This is a genomic window from Roseibium polysiphoniae, assembly GCF_014842925.1.
Lineage (GTDB): Bacteria > Pseudomonadota > Alphaproteobacteria > Rhizobiales > Stappiaceae > Roseibium > Roseibium polysiphoniae.
The window spans coordinates 74768-100675 of the sequence record NZ_JACYXJ010000008.1; the positions used below are offsets into that span (position 1 = coordinate 74768).

Sequence of the window (25908 nt, forward strand, 5' to 3'; positions counted from 1 at the left end):
CCGTCAGGGAAACGCGTTGCAGTCTGCGGGATGATGTTGAACAACACGTCCTGGAAAATCACAGACACGCCCTGCCCCACTGCGCAACTCACACCGAGACCAAAGACGACGAAAAAGAAATCGAGCTAATCGTCGCCAATTGGTGGCAGCGTATAAATCCCGCTCGAACGATCACTCGGAAAAAAGGCACTTGGCCAAGATCTTCGATGTGATCTAGCCGGACAGGTTTACTGCGTGGTCTGTTGAGCCGCAGTCGTTGCCTGCATCAAATCAGGCCGGTTGGCGGACATCCACGTGTCGGTCATGGAGCTTGCCAGACGGCGTACAGGTTCGCTTGCATGGGCAAAATACTGCTCGTGGAGATCGCTAATCCAGGCGACCGCTGGTTCGCTATCTGCCTGAATGCGTGCAACGCTCATCCACATTAGCCCGCGCGCCTTGCGACTGTCGGACTGCCCCATTGTATAGAGCGTCTCTCCAAGGCGGGCCTGCGCGCCAATATGGCCCTTGATCGCCGCAAGGTTAAACCAGCGCACGGCCAGCCGGTTGCTGCTGGATTGGTAGATGCGGCCCAATTCGTACTGGGCGTCCGGATCACCGAAATAGGAGGCTGCGTGGGTGAAGATCTGTTTGGCGCGCGTCACATTGCGTGGAACGCCCTCGGTGATGCCGTTCAGATAGTAACTTCCCAGAGCCACGAAAGCACTGGCCACAAAAGGAGCATCGGGCGCGTCCGGGCGATCATCGCCATGCTCCCGCACAACCTGGCTGTAGTACTGGAAGGCCTTCATGTCGTCTTCCTGCACACCGTCGCCGGTCGCATACATCTTGCCGAGCTTCCACGCTGCCATCGGCTGACCGTTTTCGGCCGCGTATTGCAGGGAGCTCAAGGCACCAGTCTTGTCACCAGAATAATACTGCCGCGCACCGGTGCGCAGGGCCTCGGTCGGGCTAATGTCACTTGGGCCAATCGACTTGTTCGGCGTCGGCGTCCCGTCGAAGGCATGGGCCCCGGGAACAATTCCGACGGTCAATGCCGTCGCCAAGATAAGGTTCCGCAATGCGGACATGATCAAAAACTCTTTCAGCCTGTTTGTTTCCCTCGCCAGCCGAGAGAAACAGTAAGAGCTCTTTTCGGCCAGAGTGCGGCCCTTCCGGTCAGGATTGTGGCAAGAGCTAGGATTCATCCTGTCCATGCGGCTTGTCGAAAACCCTGACTGAATGGATCCGAAACGCAATTCCTGCTCCTGACGCTGCATCCTATCGGTCTTGCCGCCCCCATTTGGGCGCGGAACCGGACACGAGGTCCATGCCTTGACCGACGTCGATCGAAATGAAGGTGAAACATGGCCGAACCACGGCAGCAATCCCAAGAAGCCGCAACAGGTGCGACTCTGGTTTCGACTGTTGCCGGAAGGACACAAATCAGCCGAACAAGGCGATCAACGCAGCGCATGACATCAAAGCCAGCGCACAAAATAAATCGAGCTGAGACCGAATTTGAGATTGCCTGGACCGTGACATGTGACTTTTCCCCATCGCCGCCGCCGACCTTCGGCCGACGTCTTTTCCCTATTCTTGATCCAATCACAAACCGGTTGACATTCCCTTGCCACAATCGATGCAGCTTTAGCGAAGCTGTTAAAAACGGGGGCTTTTGGGGGGAACGCTTTGCTGTTCCGGCTTTGTCCTGAGACAATCAGGTTTGATTCGGCTATAGAGCCCGTCGAACCATTGAGATCAGCCCTCACCCTCAGGCTTTTCGGCAACACCAAGTGGACCAGTCAGCATGAGCGCAAAAAACGATCTGTTTGCAGGCAACGCAGCCGCGAAGTCCGTAGAAGATGCGCCTGACGCCACACCTGCTGCAGCGCCAAGCAAACAACCACCGCGCCCCGCTCCGGTTGCTGTCGCGCCCGTAAGCCAGGAAGATGGCGCCTATTCTGCCGCCGACATTGAGGTTCTTGAGGGGCTTGAGCCTGTTCGCCGCCGTCCCGGCATGTATATCGGTGGCACCGACGAAAAGGCCCTCCACCACCTCTTTGCCGAAGTCATCGATAACTCGATGGATGAGGCCGTGGCTGGACACGCGACCTGGATTGACGTCTCGCTTGGTGCCGACGGCTACCTGACTGTGACCGACAACGGACGCGGTATTCCTGTCGATCCACATCCGAAGTTCAAGGACAAATCTGCGCTTGAAGTCATCATGACGACGCTTCACGCCGGCGGAAAGTTCGACAGCAAGGTCTATGAGACCTCCGGCGGGTTGCACGGTGTCGGCGTTTCCGTGGTCAATGCGCTCTCCGAAGATCTGGTTGTCGAAGTCGCGCGCTCGCGCAAGCTTTATCGTCAGACCTTCCAGCGTGGCCATCCGCAAGGAGGACTTGAGCTGGTCGGAGACACACAGAACCGGCGGGGGACGCAGGTTCGTTTCAAGCCGGATCACCAGATTTTCGGCAAAGGCGCGAAGTTCAAGCCCGGACGCCTGCTGACGATGGCGCGCTCCAAGGCCTATCTCTTCGGCGGCGTCGAGATCCGCTGGCATTGCGATCCGGAACTCATCGGCGAAAAGGACACGACACCGGCTGAAGCGGTCTTTCATTTCCCTGGAGGTCTGCGCGACTTCCTGGCCGAGCGGCTTGAAAAAGAGCGGCGGGTGGTCGACGACATCTTCGCCGGGCGCACGGCCAAGACCGGTAGCCACGGAGCCGTTGAATGGGCAGTCACATGGTTCGCCGGGGACGGGTTCATCAATTCCTACTGTAACACGGTCCCGACCCCCGAGGGCGGCACCCATGAAGCCGGCCTGCGCTACGCATTGCTGCGCGGCCTGAAAGCCTATGGTGAGCTGACCAACAACAAGAAGGCGTCCCTGATTACCGGTGACGACGTTCTGACGTCGGCCGGTGGCATGCTGTCCGTGTTCATTCGCGAACCCGAGTTCGTCGGCCAGACCAAGGACAAGCTTGCGACCAATGAAGCGACCCGGATCGCGGAAACCGCGGTCCGGGATGCCTTCGACCATTGGCTGACCGCTTCGCCCAATCAGGCCAACAAGCTTCTTGAATGGGTCATTGACCGTGCAGAAGAGCGGCTACGGCGTCGGCAGGAAAAGGATGTTGCCCGCAAGACAGCGGTGCGCAAGCTTCGCCTTCCCGGCAAACTGGCCGATTGTTCCGCCAATCAGTCTGACGGGACAGAGCTGTTCATTGTCGAGGGTGATTCCGCTGGCGGCTCGGCCAAACAGGCGAGAAACCGGAAGAACCAGGCTGTTCTGCCTTTGCGCGGAAAGATCCTCAACGTAGCCAATGCCGGCCGTGACAAACTTGTCGCCAATCAGCAATTGGCGGACCTCACACAGGCGCTCGGCTGCGGATCAGGGTCGCAGTACAGGGATGCGGATCTGCGCTACGAGAAGGTCGTGATCATGACCGATGCGGACGTCGACGGCGCCCATATTGCCTCCCTGCTGATCACATTCTTCTATCGTGAAATGCCCAGTCTCATTCACAACGGGCATCTCTTCCTGGCTGTTCCGCCGCTTTACCGCCTCAGCCAAGGTGGCAAGACGCTCTACGCCCGAGATGACGCCCACAAGGACGAACTCTTGAGCACTGTCTTCAAGGGCAAATCGAAGGTGGAAATCGGACGCTTCAAAGGTCTTGGCGAGATGCTTCCGGCCCAGCTCAAGGAAACCACCATGGACCCGGCGAAGAGAACCATGCTCAAGGTGGCCGTCACGGGCGACACGGAAACCTTGACGAATGATACGGTTGAACAGCTGATGGGCAACAAGCCCGAGGCACGCTTCCGCTTCATTCAGGAAAACGCGGAGTTCGCTCAAGATCTCGACATCTAAGTCGTGTGAGATGGCATTTCCCGGATCGAAGACATGCTGAAACAATGTGTGAGCCGGTCTGAAGGTGACGTGGCTGTTTTGACGTTGTAAGGTCTGCTGGTTGCTCACTTAAGAATTGTCGTTTAGGTCGTTCAAATGTTGAACACTTTGTATTCCGTATATGATCGGCAACGGCGTCCGCTTCGCGATCATCATTTCATGGTTTTCCCGGACGTCGGACTTGCTTATGCGCGAATCCCTGGCGACCCTTATCGTGCTGTGACCGGGATCCTTAACCGCCTGGTCGCAGGATCGACGCCTGAGGGAACGAGTGACGACAGTGCACAAGGCATCGACAGCTGGGTGGGCGATATCGAAATTGTCACTGCGCGGCAACTGAAACGGCGCTTTCCTGACTTCTGCACGTTTGCGGTGGTTCAATCGCCGGCTGAGCGGATACTCTCGGCCTATCAGTGTCTCATTGAAGGCGACACGAGCCTGCCGACCTATTTTGACCTGAACCGGTTCGACAAGTCCATGAGCCTTTTGGATTTCGTCTCGCATGTTGCCGCGATCGGCGATATGGGCACCGATAACTTGCTGCGCAGTCAGTCTGCGATCCTCAGCCACCGGTCCAAGCTTGTACCCGATATTGTGGTTGATCTCGCGTCCCTCGCGCACACGCCTGGTGCCTTGCTCGACCAGCTCTCGGACCGGGCAACATCGCCAATCGATCTGACCAACGTGGAAATTGACGTGCCGGATCATGATCCCGAGAACTGGGAGATCATGCAGGGCCTGGCCGTTCGCGCAGCACTGAAGCAGCGCTACAAAAAAGACTACCGCATGTTCTTTGAAGAGCAGACCGAGATTTCCAGATCTCTCGCATCAAAAACGCGCGGCGCTGGTCTGGCCTTCCAATAGCGGCCGCGTTTATGCTGCTCTCCCCCCTACAAGGCCACCTGAAGCCTTCCGCGTTGAACGGCTGTTCTATTGTTCTGCCCAAGTCGAAATAAAATAGCCCGCGGCTTTTTTTAAAATGAGTAGAGCGCGAATATTTCACCTTGTTACGGGCGCGTTCGGTGTTTTTTTGGACCGCTGTTAACTGAAATCCTTCTCTTACATGAGCCAAGCGTCTATTTATCTGCTTTTCGGCGGACAGAACGTTGACACTTGGCCCAACAAATGTAGGGTGTGCCTCGAAACGCGCCGGAATTCCGCGCAAACCGTCATCCGTGCAATAACTTACGTGGGCTCTATCGCTCTATGTCATTTAATACTCTCGGCCTTAGCGAGAAGGTTCTCGCTGCAGTTGAAGCAGCTGGTTATTCTGAACCTACCGCAATCCAAGCTGGCGCCATTCCTCAAGTCCTGGAACGCAGGGACGTATTGGGCATCGCCCAAACCGGAACGGGCAAGACGGCAAGCTTCACACTGCCGATGCTCACGCTTCTGGAAAAGGGCCGCGCTCGTGCCCGTATGCCGAGAACGCTGATCCTTGAGCCGACCCGCGAACTGGCGGCACAGGTCGAAGAGAACTTCGAGAAATACGGTAAAAATCATCGACTTAACGTCGCCCTGCTGATCGGTGGTGTCTCCTTCGGCGAGCAGGACAAGAAGATTGATCGTGGCGCGGACGTCCTCATCGCGACACCGGGCCGTCTTCTTGACCACGTCGAACGCGGCAAGCTGATGCTTCAGGGCGTCGAGATCCTCGTCATCGACGAAGCCGATCGCATGCTGGACATGGGTTTCATCCCGGACATCGAGCGCATCTGCAAGCTGATCCCGTTCACCCGTCAGACCCTTTTCTTCTCGGCTACGATGCCGCCGGAAATCCAGCGCCTGACGGAAACATTCCTTCAGAACCCGGCACGGGTTGAAGTGGCGCGGACGTCGTCCACCTCGGACAACGTCACACAGCGCCTGAAGGCTTCCGAAAACAAAGATTTCGAGAAGCGCGCCGCGCTTCGTGAGATGCTCGAACAGGCTGAAGACCTCAAGAACGCGATTGTCTTCTGTAACCGCAAGCGTGACATCACGACCTTGTTCCGGTCGCTGGAGCGTCACGGCTACAACGTCGGCGCCCTGCATGGCGACATGGATCAGCGCACGCGGATGATGATGCTCGACAATTTCCGAAAGGGAAATGTCACTCTGCTCGTTGCCAGTGACGTTGCCGCGCGCGGCCTGGACATTCCAGACGTCAGCCACGTCTTCAACTACGATGTTCCAAACCACGCCGAAGATTACGTCCACCGGATCGGCCGGACAGGCCGGGCGGGCCGTTCTGGTGCCGCCTTCACGATCGTCACCCCCGACGATCAGAAGTACCTGTCGGCCATCGAAGGCCTGATCGAGCAAAACATCGAGTGGATCGGCGACGCTGTCGACTTCGAAGCTGCAGCCGCAGAGCGCAAAGCTCGCCGCCGCGGTGGCAAGAGCGCGCCCAAGACCGCCGATGCAGCGCCAATCGAACAGGACAATCAGGAAGCTCCGAAAAAAGCGCCTTCACGGCGCGGCCGCCGTCCAGCTGCTGAAGCAGCCGTTGAGCCCGTTCAAAGTGAAGAAGCGCCGGCTCCAAGGTCACGACGTCGTCCGGCAAAGTTCGAGACCAGTGATTCGGCTCCAGCCGCTGCGCCGAAGCCATCCCGCCGGGGCAAATCCGAAAAGAATGAACCGGCTTTCGGAGTTGGCGGCCACATTCCTGCATTCCTTTTGCGGGAACCCCGTCCGAAAAAAGCGTCCTAGCGTAAGTTGTTGCGGGTTACCGCCTAAGCTTAACTGGACCTTAAACCTTACTGTAGAAATTGACAGGTGTGAGCAAGTCGCCAGTTCTTGGCGGCTTTTCGGCTCTAACTGTGGGTTTTTACATGGCGGAAGAAGACGACCATAAGCGGACCATCGTATACGGTGAGTCCGCCCTTTCCTATATCAAGAGGAATACCCTTCCCGCATACCCGCGTGCGTACGAACTTTGGTACACATATTCAGCCGGTTACAACCACGGGTTAAACCGAGCTATCAACCAGGTCATCAAGACCAACGGCCGCGTCTCCACCGAGGAGATGCAATCCATATACGGCAAATTTCTTGCGCCGACCCGGCTTGGCGACCGCCTCAACGACGTGGGCTCGAAAGTTAATCAGGAAGTCGAGGGACTGGTCGATGCGCTGAAAATGAGCGCCGATGCGACCTCTGACTACGGCAGCTCGCTCGAGAAGGCAGGGACCAAACTCAAGTCCCTCAAAGACCCCGCGAAGCTGCAGCGTTTCGTCACCAACATGGTGCAGGCAACTCACAATGCGGTCGCCTCGAACAAACAGCTCGAAACGCAACTCCTCGAGTCCAAGCGCCAGATCGAGAGCCTTCAGGCCAATCTCGAAGCGATCAGATATGAATCGCTGACCGATGAGTTGACGACGCTGAACAACCGCAAGCATTTTGACAGTTCGATCGAGCGGACGGTCGCTCAGGCCAGGGACAGTTCCTCATCCTTCGCGCTGCTGCTGACCGATATCGACCACTTCAAGAAATTCAACGACACGTTCGGCCATCAGACCGGTGACCAGGTGCTCAGACTGGTTGCCCTGGCCGTCAAGCAAAACGTCAAGAGCCACGACACCGCCTGCCGCTATGGTGGCGAGGAATTCGCGATCATCCTGCCTCAGTCCTCACTGGCCGAAGCTGCCGAGATTTCGGAAAAGATCCGGGTGGCAGTGATGTCGAAGGAACTGGTCAAGCGCTCCACCGGCGAAAATCTCGGACGGATCACCATTTCCATCGGGATTTCAACGTTCAAGCCCGGAGACACCGCGCACAGTCTCATTGCACGTGCCGATGAGTCGCTCTACGCGGCAAAGCGCGGCGGACGCAACATGGTGAAGAGCGAAGAGGATCTGCCGAAAGAAGGCGGCTCAGAGGTCGCCTGACTGTCGCCTGCATGCTGTCCAGCAAGCTGTCGGAGCCGAAAGGCTCCAGACTTCAAGCCTTCAGTCCCATTTGCCAAAAATCAGCTTCAAGTCTGCTTGCCTGATTGAAGATCTCTGACAGTGCGGCGAAACGAGCCTCTGTCATGTAGATTTCTGCCGTTTGATCGGTCCAGCTCGAGAAATCCTGAGCAACCGACTGATAGTCGTTGCCACCGTACTCATCAAGCCAGCGACGATAGGCATCTGCAGCGGGGCCTGCCGGCTTTGCAAGGGCGTTTTCCCGAGCAATCTCACCATAGCCCAGAATACAAGGCGCTAATGCCACCTGAAGGTCGAGAAGGTCGCCACGTAATCCGGTTTCCAGAACGAACCGCGTATAGGCCATTGTCTCACTCGCTTCGGGCAAGGTCTCCAGCTCGTCGCGCGAGATGCCCCAGCCGGCGCACAGCTCAACGTGAAGATCCATCTCCACATCCATGATCGCCTTCAGCCCTTCCAGCGCATTGCGCATGTCGGACAGTCGCGGCGACTTGTAGACTGCCAGCGCATAGGCGCGCGAGAAGTGGATCAGAAAGAGATAGTCCTGCTGCAGGTAAGTGCGGAAGGCATGCTCGGGCAACTCACCCGTCGCCAGCTGCTTCACGAAACTGTGGCGCGTGTAGGCTTGCCAATCGTCAAGATTGTCGGCCTTCAGCCGCTCAAACAAGGACACTGATTAGGCCTGTGGCGCGGTGAAGTTCGGATCAGCTGCTTGGAGAGAAACAGACTCGCCGCAGCCGCATGCAGAAACTTCATTCGGGTTTTTGAAGATAAAACCGGACCGAAATTTCGTCACTTCGAAATCCATCTCGGTCCCCAGCAGGAAAAGAACGGCAGAAGGATCGACGTAGAGCTTCACACCCTTCTCGTCGATTACATCGTCGCCGGGCTTTGCTTCCTCGACCAGATCCATCGTGTATTCCATACCGGCGCAGCCGCCGGTCTTGATGCCGACCCTGAGGCCAAGCACATCTCGATCTGCGTTCTCGACGAGTTCCCGAACGCGATCCGCAGCTGCGTCGGTCAGGCTCATCACCTGAAATTTGCTACGTACGGTCATGACTTCCTCTTTCGCGCGTCCAAGTGGCTTGTCTCCCATATAGGATCAGGGAGACCAGTTAAAAAGACTACAGCATAAAGCTGCGTCTCAATACCAGTTGAGCGCGACCTTGGCTTCGTCCGACATGCGTTCTGGCGTCCAGGGCGGATCGAACACCATGTCGACATTGACCTGACCAATGCCGGGAACAGATTCCACTGCGTTTTGAACCCAGCCCGGCATTTCGCCTGCAACCGGACAACCAGGCGCGGTCAGTGTCATGTCGATATTGATGGACCGGTCGTCTTCAATGTCGACCTTGTAGATCAGCCCAAGCTCATAGATGTCACAGGGGATTTCCGGATCATAGACGGTCTTGAGAGCGCCAACGATATCCGTGGTCAGCCGGTCCAGCTCTTCCATGGGAATGGCTGAACCACCAGCGACGTCCGCGCGCAGCTCTTCACCAGCGGCGTTATGATCAATCGTTGTCGAGTTTTCCATGGTCATACATAATCCTCAGGCGAAAAAGGCCTGTGCCTTGATCAGGGCCTCGTACAACGCGTCAACTTCGTCGCGCGTGTTGTAGAGACCGAAGCTTGCCCGACATGTAGAGGTCACACCGTACTTTGCCAAGAGCGGCTGAGCGCAATGAGTGCCGGCCCGGACCGCGACGCCCGATCGATCGATGATCGTCGAGACATCGTGGGCATGCGCCCCCTTGATTTCAAAGGAGACAATGGCGCCCTTGCCCGGCGCTTCGCCGAAAATGCGAAGCGAGTTGATCTGCGACAGTTTCTCGTGAGCATAGGAGGCAAGATCCGCCTCATGAGCTGCTATTCGGTCCCGGCCGATCGCGTCCATGTAATCGAGGGCTGCACCCAGACCAATGGCCTGTACAATCGGCGGCGTGCCGGCCTCAAACCGATGCGGCGGTTCATTGTAGGTCACGATATCCTCTGTCACGTCGAGGATCATCTCGCCGCCGCCGTTAAACGGACGCATCTGCTTGAGCTTGTCCATCTTCGCCCAAAGGACGCCGATGCCCGAGGGACCGTAGACCTTGTGGCCGGTGAAGACATAATAGTCGCAGCCGAGATCCTGCACATCGACCGGAAGGTGGACCGCGGCCTGACTGCCGTCGACCAGAACGGGAATGCCGCGCTCATGTGCGATGGCGCAGACTTCCTTGATCGGAACGATCGTGCCCAACACGTTGGACATGTGGGTGATGGCGACCAGCTTCGTCCGGTCGCTCAGGCTGTCACGGAATGCATCGAGATCAAATGAGCCATCCTCCCGGACATAAACCCATTTCAGCTTCGCACCGTGCCGTTCACGGTGAAAATGCCAGGGCACTATGTTCGAGTGATGCTCCATGATCGACAGGACGATCTCGTCGCCCTCGCCGAAATATTCGCCGCCAAGCCCGTAAGAAACTAGATTGATTGCCTCGGTGGTGGACCGGGTAAAAACCACCTCATCCACCGTCGGCGCATTCAGAAACCGGCGCACCTTTTCGCGCACGGCCTCATAGTTGTCGGTCGCCGTGTTGGACAGGTAGTGGAGCCCGCGGTGAACGTTGGCATATTCCAGGGAATAGGCTTTCGTCACCGCGTCGATGACGGCTTGCGGCTTTTGCGCAGATGCACCGTTGTCCAGATAGACCAGCGGCTTGCCATAGACTTCCCGAGCCAGAATCGGGAAGTCCTTGCGGATCGCCTCGACGTCATAGGACGTTTCGGGCGACGTCATTTCAGCCGTTGCTGCCGACATTCGGGCGCTCCTCGTTTCTTAAGCTGCGAGCCAGGCGCGAACGCGGGCTCCCAATTCTTCCGTGACCGTGTCCTCATCGAACTCTTCAATGGCTTCCGAAAGGAAGGCAAGAACGAGCAATGTGCGTGCCTCGGCTTCCGGGATGCCGCGAGCACGCAGATAGAACAAAAGATCCGCATCCATCTCGCCGCAGGTGGCTCCATGAGCGCACAAGACGTCGTCGGCGAAGATCTCGAGCTCGGGCTTGTTCGCCATCTCGGCGCCTTCACCAAGCAGAAGAGCCTGGGTCATCATTTCGCCGTCGGTCTTCTGGGCATGAGGCGCGACGTTGATGCGGCCCTGATAAACGCCCCTCGCCTCGTCATCGAGGACAGTCTTGAAGAACTCGCGGCTGTTGCAGTGAGGTACAGCGTGATCGACAATCAGCGTCTGGTCGGCCAGATCCCGATCGCGCGCCATGGTCACGCCATAGATCTTCGCTTCGGAATTTTCACCGGTGAATGAGATGAACTGCTGATTGCGGGCGAAAGCCGGGCCGGCAAGAAAGCCGAGGGCCTTGAATTCCGCATCAGCACCGATCCGTGCCAGCGTGGTGAACAGCTTCGCGCCTTCGGCCTTGCCGGCCATCAAACGCGTGGCCGCCAGCTTCGCGCCATCGGCAACGTCATAGTCGAAGACAACGTTCGTTTCGCCTGCGCCTGTGTCACCGGCGAAGGTTTCCAGCAGCTTGAACGTCGCGCCCTTGGCGACAACGATCCGGTTACGGCTGACCTGGGCACCTTCTCCCACCGCCACCTGAACCAGCTCGACCGGCTTGGAAACGTCCGCGCCGTCCTTGACCGAAATCACAACACCACCCTGCACGAAGGCCGTATTGAGGGCAAGGGTTCCGTCCTGGCCAGCCATTTTCGGCGTTGCCAGAAGTTCAGAACCGTTTTCACCTGCCAGCCCGTCGTTGAAGTCCGTGACGGTGACGCCTTCTGCCGCCAGCGCGTCGACATCGCTCAGGTCGGCATTGAACGTGCCGTTGGCGATGACGATCCGGTAGCGATCGAGCGCGCCGTAGCTTTCAAAACCGTCGAGCACGCTCTTGGCCTCGGCAGAGGTAGCCGGCGCTGCGAGCGGTGCAGCCGATTTCATGAAGGCGCGCAGGTCAGTGTATTTATACTCTTCCACGCGGCGATGGGGCAGGCCCGTCGCCTTGATCTGTTCGGCCGCCGCGTCGCGCAATGCGGTCACGGCGATCGATCCGGCAAGGCTTGGCCGGACCGCATCAAAGCGCGCGACAAGCCCGGCTTCTGCCTGGGTGTGGTTGATCGGGGTAGGTGCGTTCATGGCTCTCTCCCCGGGGCTCAGGCGGCTTCGCCGACGTAATCGGCGTAACCGTTCTTTTCCAGCTCAAGCGCCAGTTCCTTGCCACCGGTCTTGACGATCTTGCCTTTGGACAAGACGTGGACAACATCGGGGACAATGTGGTCGAGCAAACGCTGGTAATGGGTGATGACAATCATCGCGCGTTCTGGCGAGCGCAGCTTGTTGACGCCTTCGGACACGATGCGCAGAGCATCGATGTCGAGCCCGGAGTCGGTCTCGTCCAGCACGCAAAGGCTTGGCTCGAGAAGAGACATCTGCAGGATTTCGGCGCGTTTCTTCTCACCACCGGAGAAACCAACGTTGAGCGGGCGCTTGAGCATGTCCATGGTGACGTTCAAGTCCGCAGCCTTGGCACGCACCAGCTTCATGAAATCGGGAATCGTCAGTTCTGCCTGACCGCGCGCCTTGCGCTGTGCGTTCATGGCGGTCTTCAGAAATTCCATCGTCGCAACACCCGGAATTTCGATCGGGTACTGGAAGGCCAGGAAGACACCTGCGGCCGCGCGCTCGTCCGGCTCCATGTCGAGCAGGTTCTCGCCGTGGAAGATGATTTCACCCTCGGTGACCTCATAGTCTTCCTTGCCCGCCAGAATATAGGACAGGGTCGACTTTCCCGAGCCATTCGGGCCCATGACCGCATGGACTTCGCCGGCGTTCACTTTCAGGTCGATGCCGCGCAGGATTTCGGTGCCGTCTTCGGCGATGCGGGCGTGCAGGTTTTTGATCTCAAGCATTGAGATGATCCTCGTGTCGTATAGCGGCTGCGTCTGGCAGCCCAAGTCTTTTCAATCGGTTGCTTGCGGCGGTCGTCGTCAACCCACGGAGCCTTCCAGGCTGATCGAGATCAGCTTCTGGGCCTCGACCGCAAATTCCATCGGCAGCTGCTGGATGACGTCCTTGACGAAGCCGTTGACGATCAGTGCGACCGCCTCTTCCTCATTCATGCCGCGCTGCAGGCAGTAGAACATCTGGTCGTCCGAAATCTTCGAGGTGGTTGCCTCATGCTCGAAAACGGCCGATGCGTTCTTGCTTTCGATGTAGGGCACCGTGTGGGCGCCACACTCCTGTCCGATCAGCAAGGAGTCGCACTGCGTGAAGTTGCGCGTGTGGGACGCCTTCTTGTGGGCCGACACCAGGCCGCGATAGGTGTTGGACGAACGGCCAGCGGAAATTCCCTTGGAGATGATGCGGCTGGACGTGTTCTTGCCCAGGTGGATCATCTTGGTGCCGCTGTCGATCTGCTGATAGCCGTTGGAAACGGCGATCGAGTAAAACTCACCCACGGAATTGTCGCCGCGCAGAATGCAGGACGGGTATTTCCAGGTGATGGCAGAGCCAGTCTCGACCTGGGTCCAGGCGATCTTGGAATTCTTGCCGCGGCAATCGCCACGCTTGGTGACGAAGTTGTAAATCCCGCCCTTGCCTTGAGAATCGCCCGGGAACCAGTTCTGAACGGTGGAGTATTTGATCTCCGCATCGTCCAGTGCAACCAGTTCAACCACAGCGGCATGGAGCTGATTTTCATCCCGCTGGGGCGCGGTGCAGCCTTCCAGATAGGACACATACGAGCCCTTGTCCGCGATGATCAGCGTGCGCTCGAACTGGCCGGTGTTCTGCTCATTGATGCGGAAATAGGTCGACAGTTCCATCGGGCAGCGAACGCCTTCCGGAATGTAGACGAATGATCCGTCGGAGAAGACGGCCGAATTCAGCGTCGCATAATAGTTGTCCGTCACCGGCACGACCGAGCCGAGGTACTTCTTCACCAGATCCGGATACTCACGGAGAGCTTCGGAGATCGAACAGAAGATAACACCGGCCTTCTTCAGCTCTTCCTTGAAGGTCGTGACGACGGACACGCTGTCGAAAACCGCATCGACGGCAACCCGGTTCTTCGGTTCGACGCCAGCAAGGATCTCCTGCTCGCGAAGCGGAATGCCGAGTTTCTCGTAGGTCGCCAGCAGCTCCGGGTCGACTTCGTCGAGGCTCTTGGGGCCTTCGACCGATTTCGGCGCGGCCCAATAATAAAGAGCATCGAAGTCGATTTTCGGATAATCAACGCGCGCCCAATCCGGCTCTTCCATCGTCCGGAAGCGGCGCAGGGCGTCGAGGCGCCATTCCGTCATCCACTCCGGCTCGTCCTTCTTGGCGGACAGGAAGCGAACGGTTTCCTCAGAGAGCCCCTTGGCGCCCTTTTCCGAATCGATGTCGGTCACGAAGCCGTATTTATACTGGTCAACATCGATCGCCTTGACTTGATCGATAGTCTCCTGCACAGCGGGCATATCATTAACTCCATTGCACGAGACCTTGTCAGTCCCGCAGTTTGTCGTTGGTCCATCCCGAAGACGACGCCGATATTGGGCGTCTTGCGGGGTGTTTGTTGCGGCGTCCGAAAACGCCGAATTCGTTAAGCGGCCCGATTGCGGGCCTCAGGGTTCAGCCGGTCCACGATGGATGGCCACAGCTCAAGAAAGCGGTCGACGTCTTTCGCGCCCGAATTCCAGCCGAGGCTTACGCGCAGCGCACAGCGTGCCTTTTCCTCATCAACGCCCATGGCGGTGAGCACGTGGGAAACCGACACCTTGCCGGAAGAGCAAGCCGATCCGGACGACAGGGATACGCTTTCCAGATCCAAAGCGATCAGTGCTGTTTCTGCGGGAACTCCCTCGACCGCAAAACAGGAGGTGTTCGCCAAGCGTGGCGCGCCCTCTCCAAAAACTGTCACCGATGGGCATATAAGGCGGATACCCGCCTCTAGCGAGTCCCTGAGGGCTGCAATTTGCGCAGGATTTTTGGCTTCTTTGGCCGCAAGCTCTGCTGCAACACCGAAACCGCAGATACCTGCGACGTTTTCCGTTCCTGCCCGGCGCCAGTTTTCCTGCCCGCCACCGGTCATCAATGAGCCCGGAACGCGCGCGGTGGACCGCACCACGACGGCGCCCATGCCCTGCGGACCGCCAAACTTGTGAGCCGACAGCGTGATGACATCAGCTTGCCAGGCATCCAGGTCGATAGGCATGCGGCCTGCGGCCTGCACTGCGTCCACATGAAGGAAACCGCCAGCTGCCGTCACCAGCGCGCCGATTTCAGCGAGCGGCTGGATCACACCGGTCTCATTGTTTGCAGCCATCACAGAAACCAGCGTGGCGTCATCTTCCGCCAAAAGCCGTTCCAACTCGTCGAGGCGTAGGATTCCGTTTTCATCAACAGGCAGGACGGTCTGCAAGGCGGGCGGAAAGCGCCCCCCGGAAGCGACAGACGGATGCTCACTTGCGCCGCGCAACAGACGGTCGAGATAGACTGGTGCGCCTTGATCTTGCCACTGGGGTGTCAGAGCGGTCATGTTTGCTTCAGTGCCGCCAGAAACAAAGGTGACCGCGCGCGTCCTGGCGCCGCACAGGTTAGCGACGGCCTCACGTGCAGCCTCAACCCGTCCCCGCGCCCTGCGGCCGTCACCGTGGACAGAGGAGGCATTGCCGGCATCCATCATGACCTCGACCATGCGATCACGAACCTCCGGACGCATGGGCGCGCCGGCGTTGTGATCGAGGTAAACATGAGGTCGCCTGGACGTCATTGTCTGAAACAGCCTGTGATTTGGTAACAGCAGATAGAAGTCAGATGCAGAATTACCGCCGCCCGGTCACGGAAAACTTGAAATTTTCCGAGTGGATGACGTAAACGTGCGTCAACTCGAAAAAACGAAGACCTCGATCTGTCCCGGTTTCGGGGCTCGAAAGGGGCCAAACGGACTTTCGAATAATTCTAAACAAGGTTTTAGAAACTCGGAACCTACGAGTCAAGTTTGGACTGCGGGGTTTCACGTATCTAGATCCGCCTCCGCCCGGTGCCGCTGTGGCTGCCGTGCGGACAAGAAAGGACAAAACGCTTCATGCCTGAGGTGATCTTTAACGGTCCCGCCGGCCGGCTCGAAGGCCGGTTCCATCCCGCAAAGAAGCGGAACGCGCCGATTGCGCTGGTTCTTCATCTGCATCCTCAGTTTGGTGGCACGATGAACAACCAGATCGTCTACCAGATGTATTATATGTTCGCGCAGCGCGGCTTTGCGGTTCTCCGCTTCAACTTCCGCGGCGTCGGCCGGTCTCAAGGCACGTTCGATCATGGCCAGGGCGAACTTTCCGATGCAGCTGCTGCGCTTGACTGGGTACAGACGGTGCATCCCGATGCGCGCGCCTGCTGGATTGCCGGATTTTCCTTTGGCGCCTGGATCGGCATGCAGCTTCTGATGCGCCGTCCAGAGGTGGAAGGCTTCATCTCTGTGGCTCCGCCTGCCAACCTGCACGACTTCTCCTTCCTTGCGCCCTGCCCGTCTTCCGGCCTGATCATTCATGGCGAAGAAGACAAGGTTGTGCCGCAGAAGGACGTTCAGACGCTTGTCGACAAGCTGAAGACCCAAAAGGGCATCGTGATCGACCATCAGGAACTGCCCGGCGCGAACCACTTCTTCGAAAACGACATGGACGACCTGATGGACCGTTGTGGTGGCTATCTGGATCGTCGGCTTGGGATCACGCCGCAGGATTACCTGCCTGTCGACTGACCCGGTGAAATGGTTCACTTTATGTGCGAAAGCCCGCTGTTTCGGCGGGCTTTTTCATGAGCGGCTGGAAAGGTGCGACCAACGATGAGCGATGAAACGACCAGGCTGGAGATCCGGCCGGCGGTCTCTCAGGACTACGAGGTTCTGCGCGACCTTTTCACTCACCTCATCCCCAACGACCTTGCCATGACCGACGACCGGGGCCGCGCCGCCCTGAACGGCATGTTGTCTCATCCGGGATTGACGACACTGATCGGGTTTCATGATGGCGTGGCCGCAGCCACCTGCACGTTGATCGTCATCCCCAATTTCACCCGGGGCGGCGCTCCTTACGCGGTGATCGAGAATGTGGTGACCCGCAAGGACTATCGAGGCAAAGGTTTGGGCGAGCAGCTCCTTCGACACGCCCAAGACCTGGCCTGGGCGTCCGGCTGCTACAAGGTCATGCTCTTGACGGGCGCCGACAATCACGGTGCGCAACGTTTCTATGAGAAGGTTGGGTTCAAGCAATCCAAGACCGGCTATCAGATCCGCGCGCCGGGATATCCCAAAAGAGCTATGAAGGAATAGAAGCCCGGCAGGACGGAACAACTCTTCTCAAAGTCAAAAAGGCCCGCATTAGCAGGCCTTTTGGGTAATTTTCAAATATTTCAGTTGAGCTGTCGGGCTACTGCCCAGGCGTCCAGGCCTGGTAGTCGCCGGTGACTTCCGGGCGCTTTTCCGGTGTCAGGATAGAGCCGTCCGGACGGTAGGCTTCAGCAGTACCGGTCTTGTTGGAACGATGCGGTTGCTGCCAGCTTTTGGCATAATAGGTTTCGTCGCTTGGCGGTGTATCGACCCGGTGGTGCATCCAGCCATGCCAGCCCGGAGGAATGCATGAGGCTTCGGCCAGGCCGTTGTAAATCACCCAGCGCTTCTTGCCGGCCCGCTCGCGGTAGTACTTGTTGCCGAACTCGTCTTCCCCGACGAATTCGCCTTTCCGCCAAGTGAAAAAGCGGGTCCCCATGGTCTGACCGTTCCACCATGTGAAGAGTTCAAGCAGGAGATTTTTCATCGCCGCGAAGCGTCCTTGTGGCTTTAAGCGCAGTCCCTGGTGCCAGATGCACGGTCCCGCAATTTCCGCTGCGGCCTCGACTGGTCATCTAGAAAGCGATGAGACGAGAGGCCGATTTGTGCGCGACTATGACGTCAAGCACGCTTTCTGTCCAGTGTCAGCCTTGCGCAAAAGCACCACTTTCAGGGGCTTTCGGGACGTCCGTGTTCGCGGCGACAGCGCTGGCTGCTAACGCTAATTGTTGCGGACGGCAGCAAAGCCCTGTCGGCGCGAAGATCGCGGCGAGCTGGCCAGAACCACCTTTTTCTTTTTGGGCACTGGCTCGGGAGCTGGCGCTGCATCTGCCTCGCTGTGCTCTTCTGCTCCGGCCTTGTTGAATTCCTTGTCGACCGTGCCTTGAACGGCAGCAAGGCGGCGAATCGCCTGCTCGTGATAGACGCGGGCGTTCTCGAGCGTCTCGAGTTTTTCGGCCTGCTGGTCGAGCGCTTCGTTGATTCCGAGAATGTTGTAGAAGCCCGAGTTTTCAAGCACCAGCGGCCGATCATCATTTACCAGCCAGCGCAACCGGTTATGGAGCGTCGATGGCGCGAGGGGCTTGACCAGAAGATGATGGGCACCAGCGCGAAGAGCCTTGTCCACCAGCGCGTGAGTGCCATGGGCCGTAACAAAGAGAATCGGAACGTAGCAGAGCGGCTCCATATGCCGGTGCCTGATCAGGCGCAGAAGCTGGTAGCCGGAGGTCGGTGCCATGCGCCAGTCCGTCAGAATCACATTCGGCGGTTCGGCCAGCATCGACTGCAGTGCCTCATCAACCGAATCGAACACGCGAACCCGTGCCACTTTGAAGCTCAGCAGAATCGACCGGATAATCGTCTGCATTGGCTTGCTGTCTTCGACGATCACCGCGTCAAGATCTTCCAGCCCAAGGCCGAATGCTGCGTGATTTTTCATAGTCTGATGCCACCCTTCCTGATCCCACAGGCTCAAGATGGACAGAAGCGCTTTAAACCGGCTGAAGTCCCTTCCCCGGTTTTTCTTCAAATTTTCATAGAATCGGTGTGCAATGGATTTAGGCGCACGAAAAGCAGGGCTTGAAGGCTGCAATCGGCAGTTTCGGCGAGTTCGGCGCCCCTCCCCGCTATCCACAGCCTCCCACCATATTTAGCGTTTGCCCACATATTGAACACTAGGACTTGTCGCTCGCGCCTTGACGTTAAGAACTCGTTTACACTAGTTTTCCTATCATTGCGGTGCGTATCCGAAACGGGTCCTTCCCGGTTTCGACTCCCCAGTTCCGAGTAACGAGTGCAAGCCCCTGAACGTGGTTCGTCCACCTTTCAGGAGCGCTCTATTCGTGCGTCTGGAGAGTGGGTTTCATCGTGACAAACCTGTTGATGAGCACTATATTTAGTGGCGTTAGCCAGGCGAGATACTAAATATCGGATCACCAAGATGGTCCGGTTTTCGAAAGACGGCTTTTAAGAAGCCCGCCGGGACCGTCAGATGACAAACCGGCACTTTGATGCGGACGAGCGATGCGGACCAGGCCGGGGCTGAGCCAGCCTACCTGGGCTTGATAGACAAGGGGACATGGAATGCGGATAGAGCGGCGATACACCAAAGAGGGGCAGTCACCCTACGCCGACGTGGAATTCCGGACAGCGACGAGTGAGATTCGCAATCCGGACGGATCTATTGTGTTCCGGCTCGAGGACATTCAGGTCCCGGCCCAGTTTTCGCAGGTCGCGTCTGACATCCTGGCGCAGAAGTACTTCCGCAAGGCTGGCGTTCCCGCCAAGCTGAAAGCGGTCGAGGAAAACACGGTTCCATCCTGGCTGTGGCGCCATGAAGCCGATGAAAAAGCGCTTGCCAAGCTCCCCGAAGAAGAGCGCTTCAACTCCGAGATCGACGGCCGTCAGGTGTTTGATCGTCTCGCCGGCACCTGGACTTACTGGGGCTGGAAGGGCGGCTATTTCGACAAGGAATCCGACGCACAGGCATTCTTTGATGAACTGCGGTTCATGCTGGCCACCCAGAAAGTTGCACCGAACTCGCCGCAGTGGTTCAACACCGGCCTGCACTGGGCTTACGGCATCGATGGCCCGAGCCAGGGCCACTACTATGTCGACTTCCAGACCGGCGAGCTGACCAAATCCGCAACCGCCTATGAGCATCCGCAGCCGCATGCCTGCTTCATCCAGTCGGTTGGCGATGACCTCGTCAATGAAGGCGGCATCATGGACCTCTGGGTCCGCGAAGCCCGCCTGTTCAAATATGGCTCGGGCACCGGTTCGAACTTCTCCCGTGTTCGCGGTGAAGGCGAAAAGCTGTCGGGCGGAGGCAAGTCCTCCGGCCTCATGAGCTTCCTGAAGATCGGCGACCGGGCAGCGGGCGCGATCAAGTCCGGCGGCACGACCCGACGTGCGGCCAAGATGGTCGTGGTCGACGTCGACCATCCGGACATCGAGGAATACATCAACTGGAAGGTCAAGGAAGAGCAGAAGGTCGCGGCCCTCGTAACCGGCTCCAAGATTTGCCAGAAGCACCTCAGCGCCATCATGAAGGCCTGCATCAACTGCGAGGCGGACAACGGCGAGTGCTTCGATCCGGCCAAGAACCCGGCGCTCAAGCGTGAAATCCGCGCCGCCAAGAAGATGATGGTTCCGGAGAACTACATCCAGCGCGTGATCCAGTTCGCGCGTCAGGGCTTCACCAAGATCGAATTCCCGACCTACAACACGGATTGGGATTCCGAAGCCTATCTGACCGTTTCCGGCCAGAACTCCAACAACTCCGTACGTGTCACCGACGGCTTCCTGAGCGCTGTTGTGGACGATGGCGACTGGGACCTGATGGGCCGGCGCACGGACGATGTGGTCAAGACCATCAAGGCAAAGGACCTGTGGGAACAAATCGGTTATGCCGCCTGGGCGTCCGCCGATCCCGGCATCCAGTACCACACGACCATCAACGACTGGCACACCTGCCCTGCCTCCGGTGAAATCCGCGCGTCCAATCCATGTTCGGAATACATGTTCCTGGATGACACGGCCTGTAACCTGGCGTCCTTGAACCTGATGCAGTTCCGCCACGAAGACGGTTCTGTCGATGTGGAGAGCTATGAGCATGCAGTTCGTCTTTGGACTGTTGTGCTGGAAGTCTCCGTTTTGATGGCTCAGTTCCCGTCCAAGGAAATTGCCGAACGCTCTTATCTCTATCGGACACTCGGCCTTGGCTTTGCCAACATCGGCGGCCTGCTGATGACCTCTGGCGTTTCCTACGACAGCGATGAAGGTCGTGCGCTTTGCGGCGCGCTGACCGCGATCATGACCGGCGTTTCCTATGCGACCTCGGCCGAAATGGCCGGAGAGCTTGGTCCGTTCCCGGGCTACAAGGACAATGCCGAACACATGCTGCGCGTCATGCGCAACCATCGCCGTGCCGCCCATGGCGAGGCAGAGGGCTATGAGGCGCTCAGCATTGCACCGGTTGCCCTCGACCATGCCTCCTGCCCTGACAAGACACTGATCGAACGGGCGAAAGGTGCCTGGGACCGGGCGCTCGAGCTTGGAGAGAAGAACGGCTATCGCAACGCCCAGTCCACGGTGATTGCCCCGACAGGCACCATCGGTCTGGTCATGGATTGCGACACCACGGGCATTGAGCCGGACTTCGCGCTGGTGAAGTTCAAGAAGCTCGCCGGTGGCGGCTACTTCAAGATCATCAACCGCGCTGTTCCCGAAGCCCTGCGCAAGCTTGGCTATTCGGAAAGCAAGATTGCCGAAATCGAGGCCTATGCCGTGGGCCATGGTTCGATCGATCAGGCACCGGCGATCAATCCGTCGTCCCTGAAGGCCAAGGGTTTCACCGACGAGAGCATCGCGAAGATCAAGAGCTCTCTTGGCTCTGCCTTCGACATCAAGTTCGTCTTCAACCGCTGGACTGTTGGCGACGAGCAGATGGCCGCGCTGATGGTTCCGGAAGAAAAGCTCTCCGATCCGGCGTTCGACCTTCTCACGCACCTTGGCTATTCCAAGGCCGAGATCGAAGCGGCCAACACCCACGTTTGCGGTGCCATGACCCTCGAAGGGGCGCCTTTCCTCAAGGAAGAGCATTATCCGATCTTCGATTGCGCCAACCCGTGTGGCCGCATCGGCAAGCGTTACCTGTCGGTGGAAAGCCACATCCGCATGATGGCCGCAGCCCAGCCCTTCATCTCCGGCGCGATCTCCAAGACGATCAACATGCCGAACGATGCAACGGTCGAGGACTGCAAGGAAGCCTACATGCTGTCCTGGCGCCTCGCCCTGAAGGCCAACGCGCTGTACCGCGATGGCTCGAAACTGTCTCAGCCGCTCAACGCCCAGCTTCTGGCCGATGAGGACGAGGATGAGGATGAAGTGGCCGAAACACTCGCCGCCAAGCCGCAGGCGGCACGGGCCGAGGTCGTCGCCGAACGGATTGTCGAGCGGATCGTCGAGCGCGTCGTTCGTGAACAGGAAAAGCTGCCGACCCGCCGGAAGGGCTACACCCAGAAGGCCAAGATCGGTGGACACACCATCTTCCTGCGCACCGGCGAATATGACGATGGCCGTCTTGGCGAGATCTTCCTCGACATGAACAAGGAGGGCTCCGCCCTTCGCGCCTTCATCAACAACTTCGCCATCTCGGTCTCGCTCGGCCTGCAGTATGGCGTGCCGCTCGAGGAATATGTCGACGCGTTCACCTTCACGAAGTTCGAACCTGCCGGCATGGTCCAGGGCAACGACGCGATCAAGAATGCCACGTCGATCCTCGACTACGTCTTCCGTGAACTCGCCGTGTCCTATCTCGGCCGCCACGACCTTGCCCATGTATCTCCGGACACCTTTGGCAGCTCACCTGCTGGCGGAGAGACGGCCGACGAGCGCAACAAGGAACATCAGGGCGTGGTGTCTCACGGCCTGATCCGCGGACAGACGGAGCGTTTCCGTCTGGTGTCGGATAGCGAACCGGCTGGCACACTCGTCGAGGCCCTGTCCGGTCAGGTGGCCAATTCACCGGCTGCCCAGACCTCTGCTGTTGCCACGGCATTTGCCCGCGGCTCCGAGGCTGTTGCCGCTGTGGAAGTGACGACAGCCCCTGCTCCGGCCAAGGCTTCAGCTGCCCAGCAGATCGCCCAGGCGCGGATGAAGGGCTATGAAGGCGAAAGCTGCGCCGAATGCGGCAACTTCACCATGGTCCGCAACGGCACTTGCCTCAAATGCGATACCTGCGGCTCGACGAGCGGCTGCAGCTAATACGGCCATGAAAAATGTGTCTCGAGTCGCATAGGATGGCCAAATTAGGCCAATAAACGGCTCAAATATGAAAACCGGGCGCCAACGGCGCCCGGGAGAACAAAAAAGAACAAAATAGCAACAAGTTATCCTGTGCACGTAACTCGATTGGGTCGAGGGAGGCAATCCAAAAGTCCAGATGAAAAGGAGTTTTTATGCCCCTCGACAAATCATCGCCAAACTTGGATGCGCTGCTACTCGCAACGCTACTGGAAATCGAACTGAGCGATCGGGATCGCCGGGTAGCAAAAAAGCGATATCACTACATCCCTGAACACTTGCAGAGACCGTCCAGTCCCTTGCGTATTTACGTGGACGACGCGGTCATATACGCGCAAGGATCGAGGGCGATCGGGGCAACGATTGTTCATGGCGCCGATGAAGATCGCTTCGATCTTGATGCTGTTCTTGAATTCCCACGGCCTATGGGCTGGTCGATCTCAAGAGTTCTGGACGAACTCCATGCGGCTTTTGAAGGCTTTCCGGACGTTCAGCATATAGAACGATGCACCCGGTGTGTTCAGCTCCAGTTTGCCTTCATGCATTTGGACGTCACCCCGATGGATCCGGCCACCGAACCGCGCATTGAGCGTGTTGGTGCGATCTATCATAGTCCCGACAACGGCAATGACGAACTGTTTGACGTAAATCCGTATGGATTTGCCACCTGGTTCAACGGCAGCGTTTCGCCGCCGACGCTTGCGTTTCAAAAACAGCTGAAGGATATGCGCGAACAGATTGTGCAGAGGGATCGGTTCATTTCGACCACATTTCGTGCGGACGCGGAGATCGAGGACTTACCGGTCGAAACACATCCGTTGCGCGATGCTCCACAGGTAATTTCGCTTAAGCTCATGAAGAGGTTTCTCAATCTGCGCTATGCAAAGAGAAAAGAGAAACGTCCGATTTCCGTCTATCTTTCTAAGGTTGCGGCACAGGTTCCTTTGAATCTCAACGGCTTATGTTCTCAGTTGGAAGACCTCGCCGCCGCCCTTGCGCAGAGAATGGTGATTGCGATCGAAACCGGGTTATGGCCGGCAGAACGAAATCCGGCTCTGCTGACTGAAAATTTCAATGATCGTTGGCCAACGTCGATCCAGGAAATGGTCATGTTTCGGGATGACCTAGAGCATCTCGTTTATGAGTTGCAGCGCGCTCGGCGGTCAGAATTCGTCGAAATCCGCAAAATCTTTCGAGGGCTGTTCGGGGAGACAGTAACGGAAAGTGCTGTCCGCTCGTATTTAAGCCAAGCTTCCAACCCGACCGGTCAAAGCAGATTTCAGCCGGGAAAGGGATTTGTGGCTGCACCTGCATTAATATCGCCGGCTCGCACGGGCGCAGCGAATACTCCAAAAGCGGTACCGCACAGCTTCCACCCGGGAAGGCTAAAAAAAATGAAGCGCCGCGCGAAGCCCCGATCCCCCGAAGCACAGCTTTCCCGGATGGAAAGGCGTTGGCCTCTACTCAAGCCAAGAATGATGGGTGGAGGTCAATTCCTGCAATGGTTGGGACCTATCCGGGGCTTTCAGATGGAGTATCGTGTTTCAATCTGTTGGGATTGGCAGACGCCAGACTCGTTCCCGTTGGCCTTTGTTCTCAATCCTGAAATTCGGCCGCGACCAGGCGAAAGATATATCGACATCCCGCACCTAAGGTTTGACGGTCAAGCTCCCGAAAACTCGGCACTTTGTCTTTTTGACCCGGATACTGGGGAATGGGACCACAGCATGTGGATCGCAGACAGCACGGTTCCCTGGACGTCCGAGTGGCTGCATCACTACGAGCTTTGGCACGTGGACGGACAGTGGCGCGGAAAAAGTGCCCCCGGCCCGAACTGTGTTGGTGCAACCACCCCGCAGGATCTCGAGACGACAAATGCCTAAAAGCAGAGGAAATACGAGAGAAAAGACGAAGATGATCGTCTGGGGCCGTGCAGGCGGACGCTGCCAGTACAGAAACTGCAATACTCGGCTCGATGGCGACCTTATTTCCGGGAACCTCGACCGAAACGGTGGTTATATCGCGCATATCGTTGCTGCTGACCCCGGAGGAGAGCGCGGGCATCCGGAGCTCTCCCATGAGTTGGCGGATGATCCAGAGAACCTGATGCTGATGTGCGATGTCCATCATCGTGAAATCGACGATAAGGAAAAACTGGATATCTACACGGTCGAAGTACTGCGAGAAATGAAGCGCGAGCATGAGATGCGTGTGGATCAACTTCTCTCAATTCGAACGGCGAAAAAGTCGACAATTCTGCAAGTCAGCGCACCGATCGGTGAAAATGAAACGGCAATACCCTTCGATGATTGCGCTTTTGCTGTCGCCTCGGAGTCCATCCTTGCCGATCGCGTTCCGGTCGAAATCAAGATTCGCGGCATGCGCCATAAGGATATCGATCCGAACTACTACACTACTGAAATAAGCAATCTAAGATCTCGCTTTGAGCGAGCAATCCAGGGGCAGTATGAAGATGGAGTGATTGAACACATCTCGGTTTTTGGCTTGGCTCCGATCCCAATTCTTATGGAGTTGGGGCGCTTGATCTCGGATATTTCAGACGCGACCATTTTCATGCGGCACCGGGAACCGAAGCCTCAGTGGGCATGGCCCAACGACGGCCCTAGCCTGTCGTTTTCAAGATCCAAGGGATCGGCAGAAAGTAATAAGGTAGCGCTGAAGCTCTCGGTATCCGCTGAGATCAAGGATGAGCGTATCAAACAGGCACTCGGCGAAGATATTTCCATTTGGGAAATTCGAAGTGACCGTTTCGGTACGGGGGTACTGCGAAACCAAAGCGATTTGACCGGATACCGCCTACTCGTTGGTCGTGTATTTGATGAAATCCGGGAGCAACATGGGAAAGACGTCCAACTATCAGTTTTCCCGGCAGTACCGATAGCCTGCGCTATCGAATTTGGACGCGTTTGGCAACCAAAGGCGCATCCAGGTTTTCGAATTTTTGACGAAA

The 25908-nt window shown here is 57.6% G+C and carries 20 protein-coding genes; 9 read left to right on the top strand and 11 right to left on the bottom strand.

What is annotated here, in order from left to right; translation table 11 throughout:
• Window positions 1-227: 227 nt before the first annotated feature.
• Window positions 228-1070: a tetratricopeptide repeat protein gene (locus IG617_RS20995; protein ID WP_192111200.1), complete on the bottom strand. Its 843-nt coding sequence runs from the start codon at window positions 1068-1070 to the stop codon at window positions 228-230.
• A 719-nt stretch (window positions 1071-1789) separates the two neighbouring features.
• On the opposite strand from IG617_RS20995, the gene parE reads away from it, so the two are divergent.
• The 4 genes from parE (at window position 1790) to IG617_RS21015 (ending at window position 7773) form a co-directional block, all read left to right on the top strand.
• Window positions 1790-3862 carry a DNA topoisomerase IV subunit B gene (gene parE / locus IG617_RS21000; protein ID WP_192111201.1) on the top strand — a complete coding sequence of 691 codons (2073 nt, stop codon included), beginning with the start codon at window positions 1790-1792 and terminating at the stop codon, window positions 3860-3862.
• A gap of 135 nt (window positions 3863-3997) precedes the next feature.
• Complete coding sequence (locus IG617_RS21005) at window positions 3998-4765, top strand: sulfotransferase family 2 domain-containing protein (protein ID WP_192111202.1); 768 nt, start codon at window positions 3998-4000, stop codon at window positions 4763-4765.
• Window positions 4766-5107: 342 nt separating this feature from the next.
• Window positions 5108-6592 (top strand): DEAD/DEAH box helicase, encoded by a 1485-nt coding sequence (locus IG617_RS21010; protein ID WP_192111203.1) that lies wholly within the window; start codon window positions 5108-5110, stop codon window positions 6590-6592.
• Between the two features lie 68 nt (window positions 6593-6660).
• Entirely contained in the window at window positions 6661-7773 is a 1113-nt protein-coding gene (locus IG617_RS21015) for a GGDEF domain-containing protein (RefSeq protein ID WP_209008669.1), read from the top strand.
• Window positions 7774-7825: 52 nt separating this feature from the next.
• Here IG617_RS21015 and tenA read toward each other — a convergent pair whose 3' ends face one another.
• The 8 genes from tenA to IG617_RS21055 all read right to left on the bottom strand — a co-directional run bounded on the left by tenA (window position 7826) and on the right by IG617_RS21055 (window position 15581).
• Window positions 7826-8485, bottom strand: a complete 660-nt coding sequence (tenA, locus tag IG617_RS21020) for a thiaminase II (RefSeq protein ID WP_192111204.1) — start codon at window positions 8483-8485, stop codon at window positions 7826-7828.
• A gap of 3 nt (window positions 8486-8488) precedes the next feature.
• Window positions 8489-8872 carry a Fe-S cluster assembly scaffold SufA gene (gene sufA, locus IG617_RS21025; RefSeq protein ID WP_192111205.1) on the bottom strand — a complete coding sequence of 128 codons (384 nt, stop codon included), beginning with the start codon at window positions 8870-8872 and terminating at the stop codon, window positions 8489-8491.
• Between the two features lie 87 nt (window positions 8873-8959).
• Entirely contained in the window at window positions 8960-9355 is a 396-nt protein-coding gene (locus tag IG617_RS21030; protein ID WP_192111220.1) for an SUF system Fe-S cluster assembly protein, read from the bottom strand.
• A 15-nt stretch (window positions 9356-9370) separates the two neighbouring features.
• On the bottom strand, window positions 9371-10627 hold the full coding sequence (locus IG617_RS21035) for a cysteine desulfurase (RefSeq protein WP_192111206.1): 1257 nt from the start codon (window positions 10625-10627) through the stop codon (window positions 9371-9373).
• 18 nt (window positions 10628-10645) lie between these two features.
• Complete coding sequence (sufD, locus tag IG617_RS21040; protein ID WP_192111207.1) at window positions 10646-11962, bottom strand: Fe-S cluster assembly protein SufD; 1317 nt, start codon at window positions 11960-11962, stop codon at window positions 10646-10648.
• 17 nt (window positions 11963-11979) lie between these two features.
• On the bottom strand, window positions 11980-12735 hold the full coding sequence (gene sufC, locus IG617_RS21045) for a Fe-S cluster assembly ATPase SufC (protein ID WP_192111208.1): 756 nt from the start codon (window positions 12733-12735) through the stop codon (window positions 11980-11982).
• A gap of 78 nt (window positions 12736-12813) precedes the next feature.
• The gene (sufB, locus tag IG617_RS21050; protein WP_192111209.1) at window positions 12814-14286 is read right to left on the bottom strand and encodes a Fe-S cluster assembly protein SufB; all 1473 of its coding nucleotides are present in this window, start codon (window positions 14284-14286) and stop codon (window positions 12814-12816) included.
• 125 nt (window positions 14287-14411) lie between these two features.
• Window positions 14412-15581, bottom strand: coding sequence for a cysteine desulfurase family protein (locus tag IG617_RS21055; RefSeq protein ID WP_192111210.1), 1170 nt, complete (start codon window positions 15579-15581; stop codon window positions 14412-14414).
• A 282-nt stretch (window positions 15582-15863) separates the two neighbouring features.
• On the opposite strand from IG617_RS21055, the gene IG617_RS21060 reads away from it, so the two are divergent.
• Window positions 15864-16565 (top strand): alpha/beta hydrolase, encoded by a 702-nt coding sequence (locus IG617_RS21060; protein WP_276529845.1) that lies wholly within the window; start codon window positions 15864-15866, stop codon window positions 16563-16565.
• 84 nt (window positions 16566-16649) lie between these two features.
• Window positions 16650-17135, top strand: coding sequence for a GNAT family N-acetyltransferase (locus IG617_RS21065; protein WP_209008670.1), 486 nt, complete (start codon window positions 16650-16652; stop codon window positions 17133-17135).
• Between the two features lie 97 nt (window positions 17136-17232).
• Here IG617_RS21065 and IG617_RS21070 read toward each other — a convergent pair whose 3' ends face one another.
• Together IG617_RS21070 and IG617_RS21075 are read right to left on the bottom strand one after the other, a co-directional pair.
• Entirely contained in the window at window positions 17233-17619 is a 387-nt protein-coding gene (locus tag IG617_RS21070) for an NADH:ubiquinone oxidoreductase subunit NDUFA12 (RefSeq protein ID WP_192111212.1), read from the bottom strand.
• 234 nt (window positions 17620-17853) lie between these two features.
• On the bottom strand, window positions 17854-18570 hold the full coding sequence (locus tag IG617_RS21075) for a response regulator (RefSeq protein ID WP_192111213.1): 717 nt from the start codon (window positions 18568-18570) through the stop codon (window positions 17854-17856).
• 644 nt (window positions 18571-19214) lie between these two features.
• Between IG617_RS21075 and IG617_RS21080 the strand changes: the two genes are divergently transcribed.
• The 3 genes from IG617_RS21080 to IG617_RS21095 all read left to right on the top strand — a co-directional run.
• Window positions 19215-22898 (top strand): vitamin B12-dependent ribonucleotide reductase, encoded by a 3684-nt coding sequence (locus tag IG617_RS21080; protein ID WP_192111214.1) that lies wholly within the window; start codon window positions 19215-19217, stop codon window positions 22896-22898.
• Between the two features lie 194 nt (window positions 22899-23092).
• Complete coding sequence (locus IG617_RS21085) at window positions 23093-24820, top strand: nucleotidyltransferase domain-containing protein (protein ID WP_209008671.1); 1728 nt, start codon at window positions 23093-23095, stop codon at window positions 24818-24820.
• Window positions 24813-25908: SAVED domain-containing protein (locus tag IG617_RS21095; RefSeq protein WP_192111215.1), on the top strand; the 1096-nt coding region annotated here is incomplete at its 3' end. The genes IG617_RS21085 and IG617_RS21095, both read left to right, overlap by 8 nt.

What these genes read in the sequence shown, in the direction of transcription:
- sufD (WP_192111207.1), bottom strand. Translation starts at nt 11,962, where the DNA reads ATGAACGCACCTACCCCGATCAACCACACCCAGGCAGAAGCCGGGCTT.
- IG617_RS21055 (WP_192111210.1), bottom strand. Translation starts at nt 15,581, where the DNA reads ATGACGTCCAGGCGACCTCATGTTTACCTCGATCACAACGCCGGCGCG.
- IG617_RS21065 (WP_209008670.1), top strand. Translation starts at nt 16,650, where the DNA reads ATGAGCGATGAAACGACCAGGCTGGAGATCCGGCCGGCGGTCTCTCAG.
- sufB (WP_192111209.1), bottom strand. Translation starts at nt 14,286, where the DNA reads ATGCCCGCTGTGCAGGAGACTATCGATCAAGTCAAGGCGATCGATGTT.
- IG617_RS21070 (WP_192111212.1), bottom strand. Translation starts at nt 17,619, where the DNA reads ATGAAAAATCTCCTGCTTGAACTCTTCACATGGTGGAACGGTCAGACC.
- IG617_RS20995 (WP_192111200.1), bottom strand. Translation starts at nt 1,070, where the DNA reads ATGTCCGCATTGCGGAACCTTATCTTGGCGACGGCATTGACCGTCGGA.
- IG617_RS21085 (WP_209008671.1), top strand. Translation starts at nt 23,093, where the DNA reads ATGCCCCTCGACAAATCATCGCCAAACTTGGATGCGCTGCTACTCGCA.
- IG617_RS21035 (WP_192111206.1), bottom strand. Translation starts at nt 10,627, where the DNA reads ATGTCGGCAGCAACGGCTGAAATGACGTCGCCCGAAACGTCCTATGAC.
- IG617_RS21005 (WP_192111202.1), top strand. Translation starts at nt 3,998, where the DNA reads ATGTTGAACACTTTGTATTCCGTATATGATCGGCAACGGCGTCCGCTT.
- IG617_RS21030 (WP_192111220.1), bottom strand. Translation starts at nt 9,355, where the DNA reads ATGGAAAACTCGACAACGATTGATCATAACGCCGCTGGTGAAGAGCTG.
- IG617_RS21080 (WP_192111214.1), top strand. Translation starts at nt 19,215, where the DNA reads ATGCGGATAGAGCGGCGATACACCAAAGAGGGGCAGTCACCCTACGCC.
- IG617_RS21075 (WP_192111213.1), bottom strand. Translation starts at nt 18,570, where the DNA reads ATGAAAAATCACGCAGCATTCGGCCTTGGGCTGGAAGATCTTGACGCG.
- IG617_RS21010 (WP_192111203.1), top strand. Translation starts at nt 5,108, where the DNA reads ATGTCATTTAATACTCTCGGCCTTAGCGAGAAGGTTCTCGCTGCAGTT.
- parE (WP_192111201.1), top strand. Translation starts at nt 1,790, where the DNA reads ATGAGCGCAAAAAACGATCTGTTTGCAGGCAACGCAGCCGCGAAGTCC.
- sufC (WP_192111208.1), bottom strand. Translation starts at nt 12,735, where the DNA reads ATGCTTGAGATCAAAAACCTGCACGCCCGCATCGCCGAAGACGGCACC.
- sufA (WP_192111205.1), bottom strand. Translation starts at nt 8,872, where the DNA reads ATGACCGTACGTAGCAAATTTCAGGTGATGAGCCTGACCGACGCAGCT.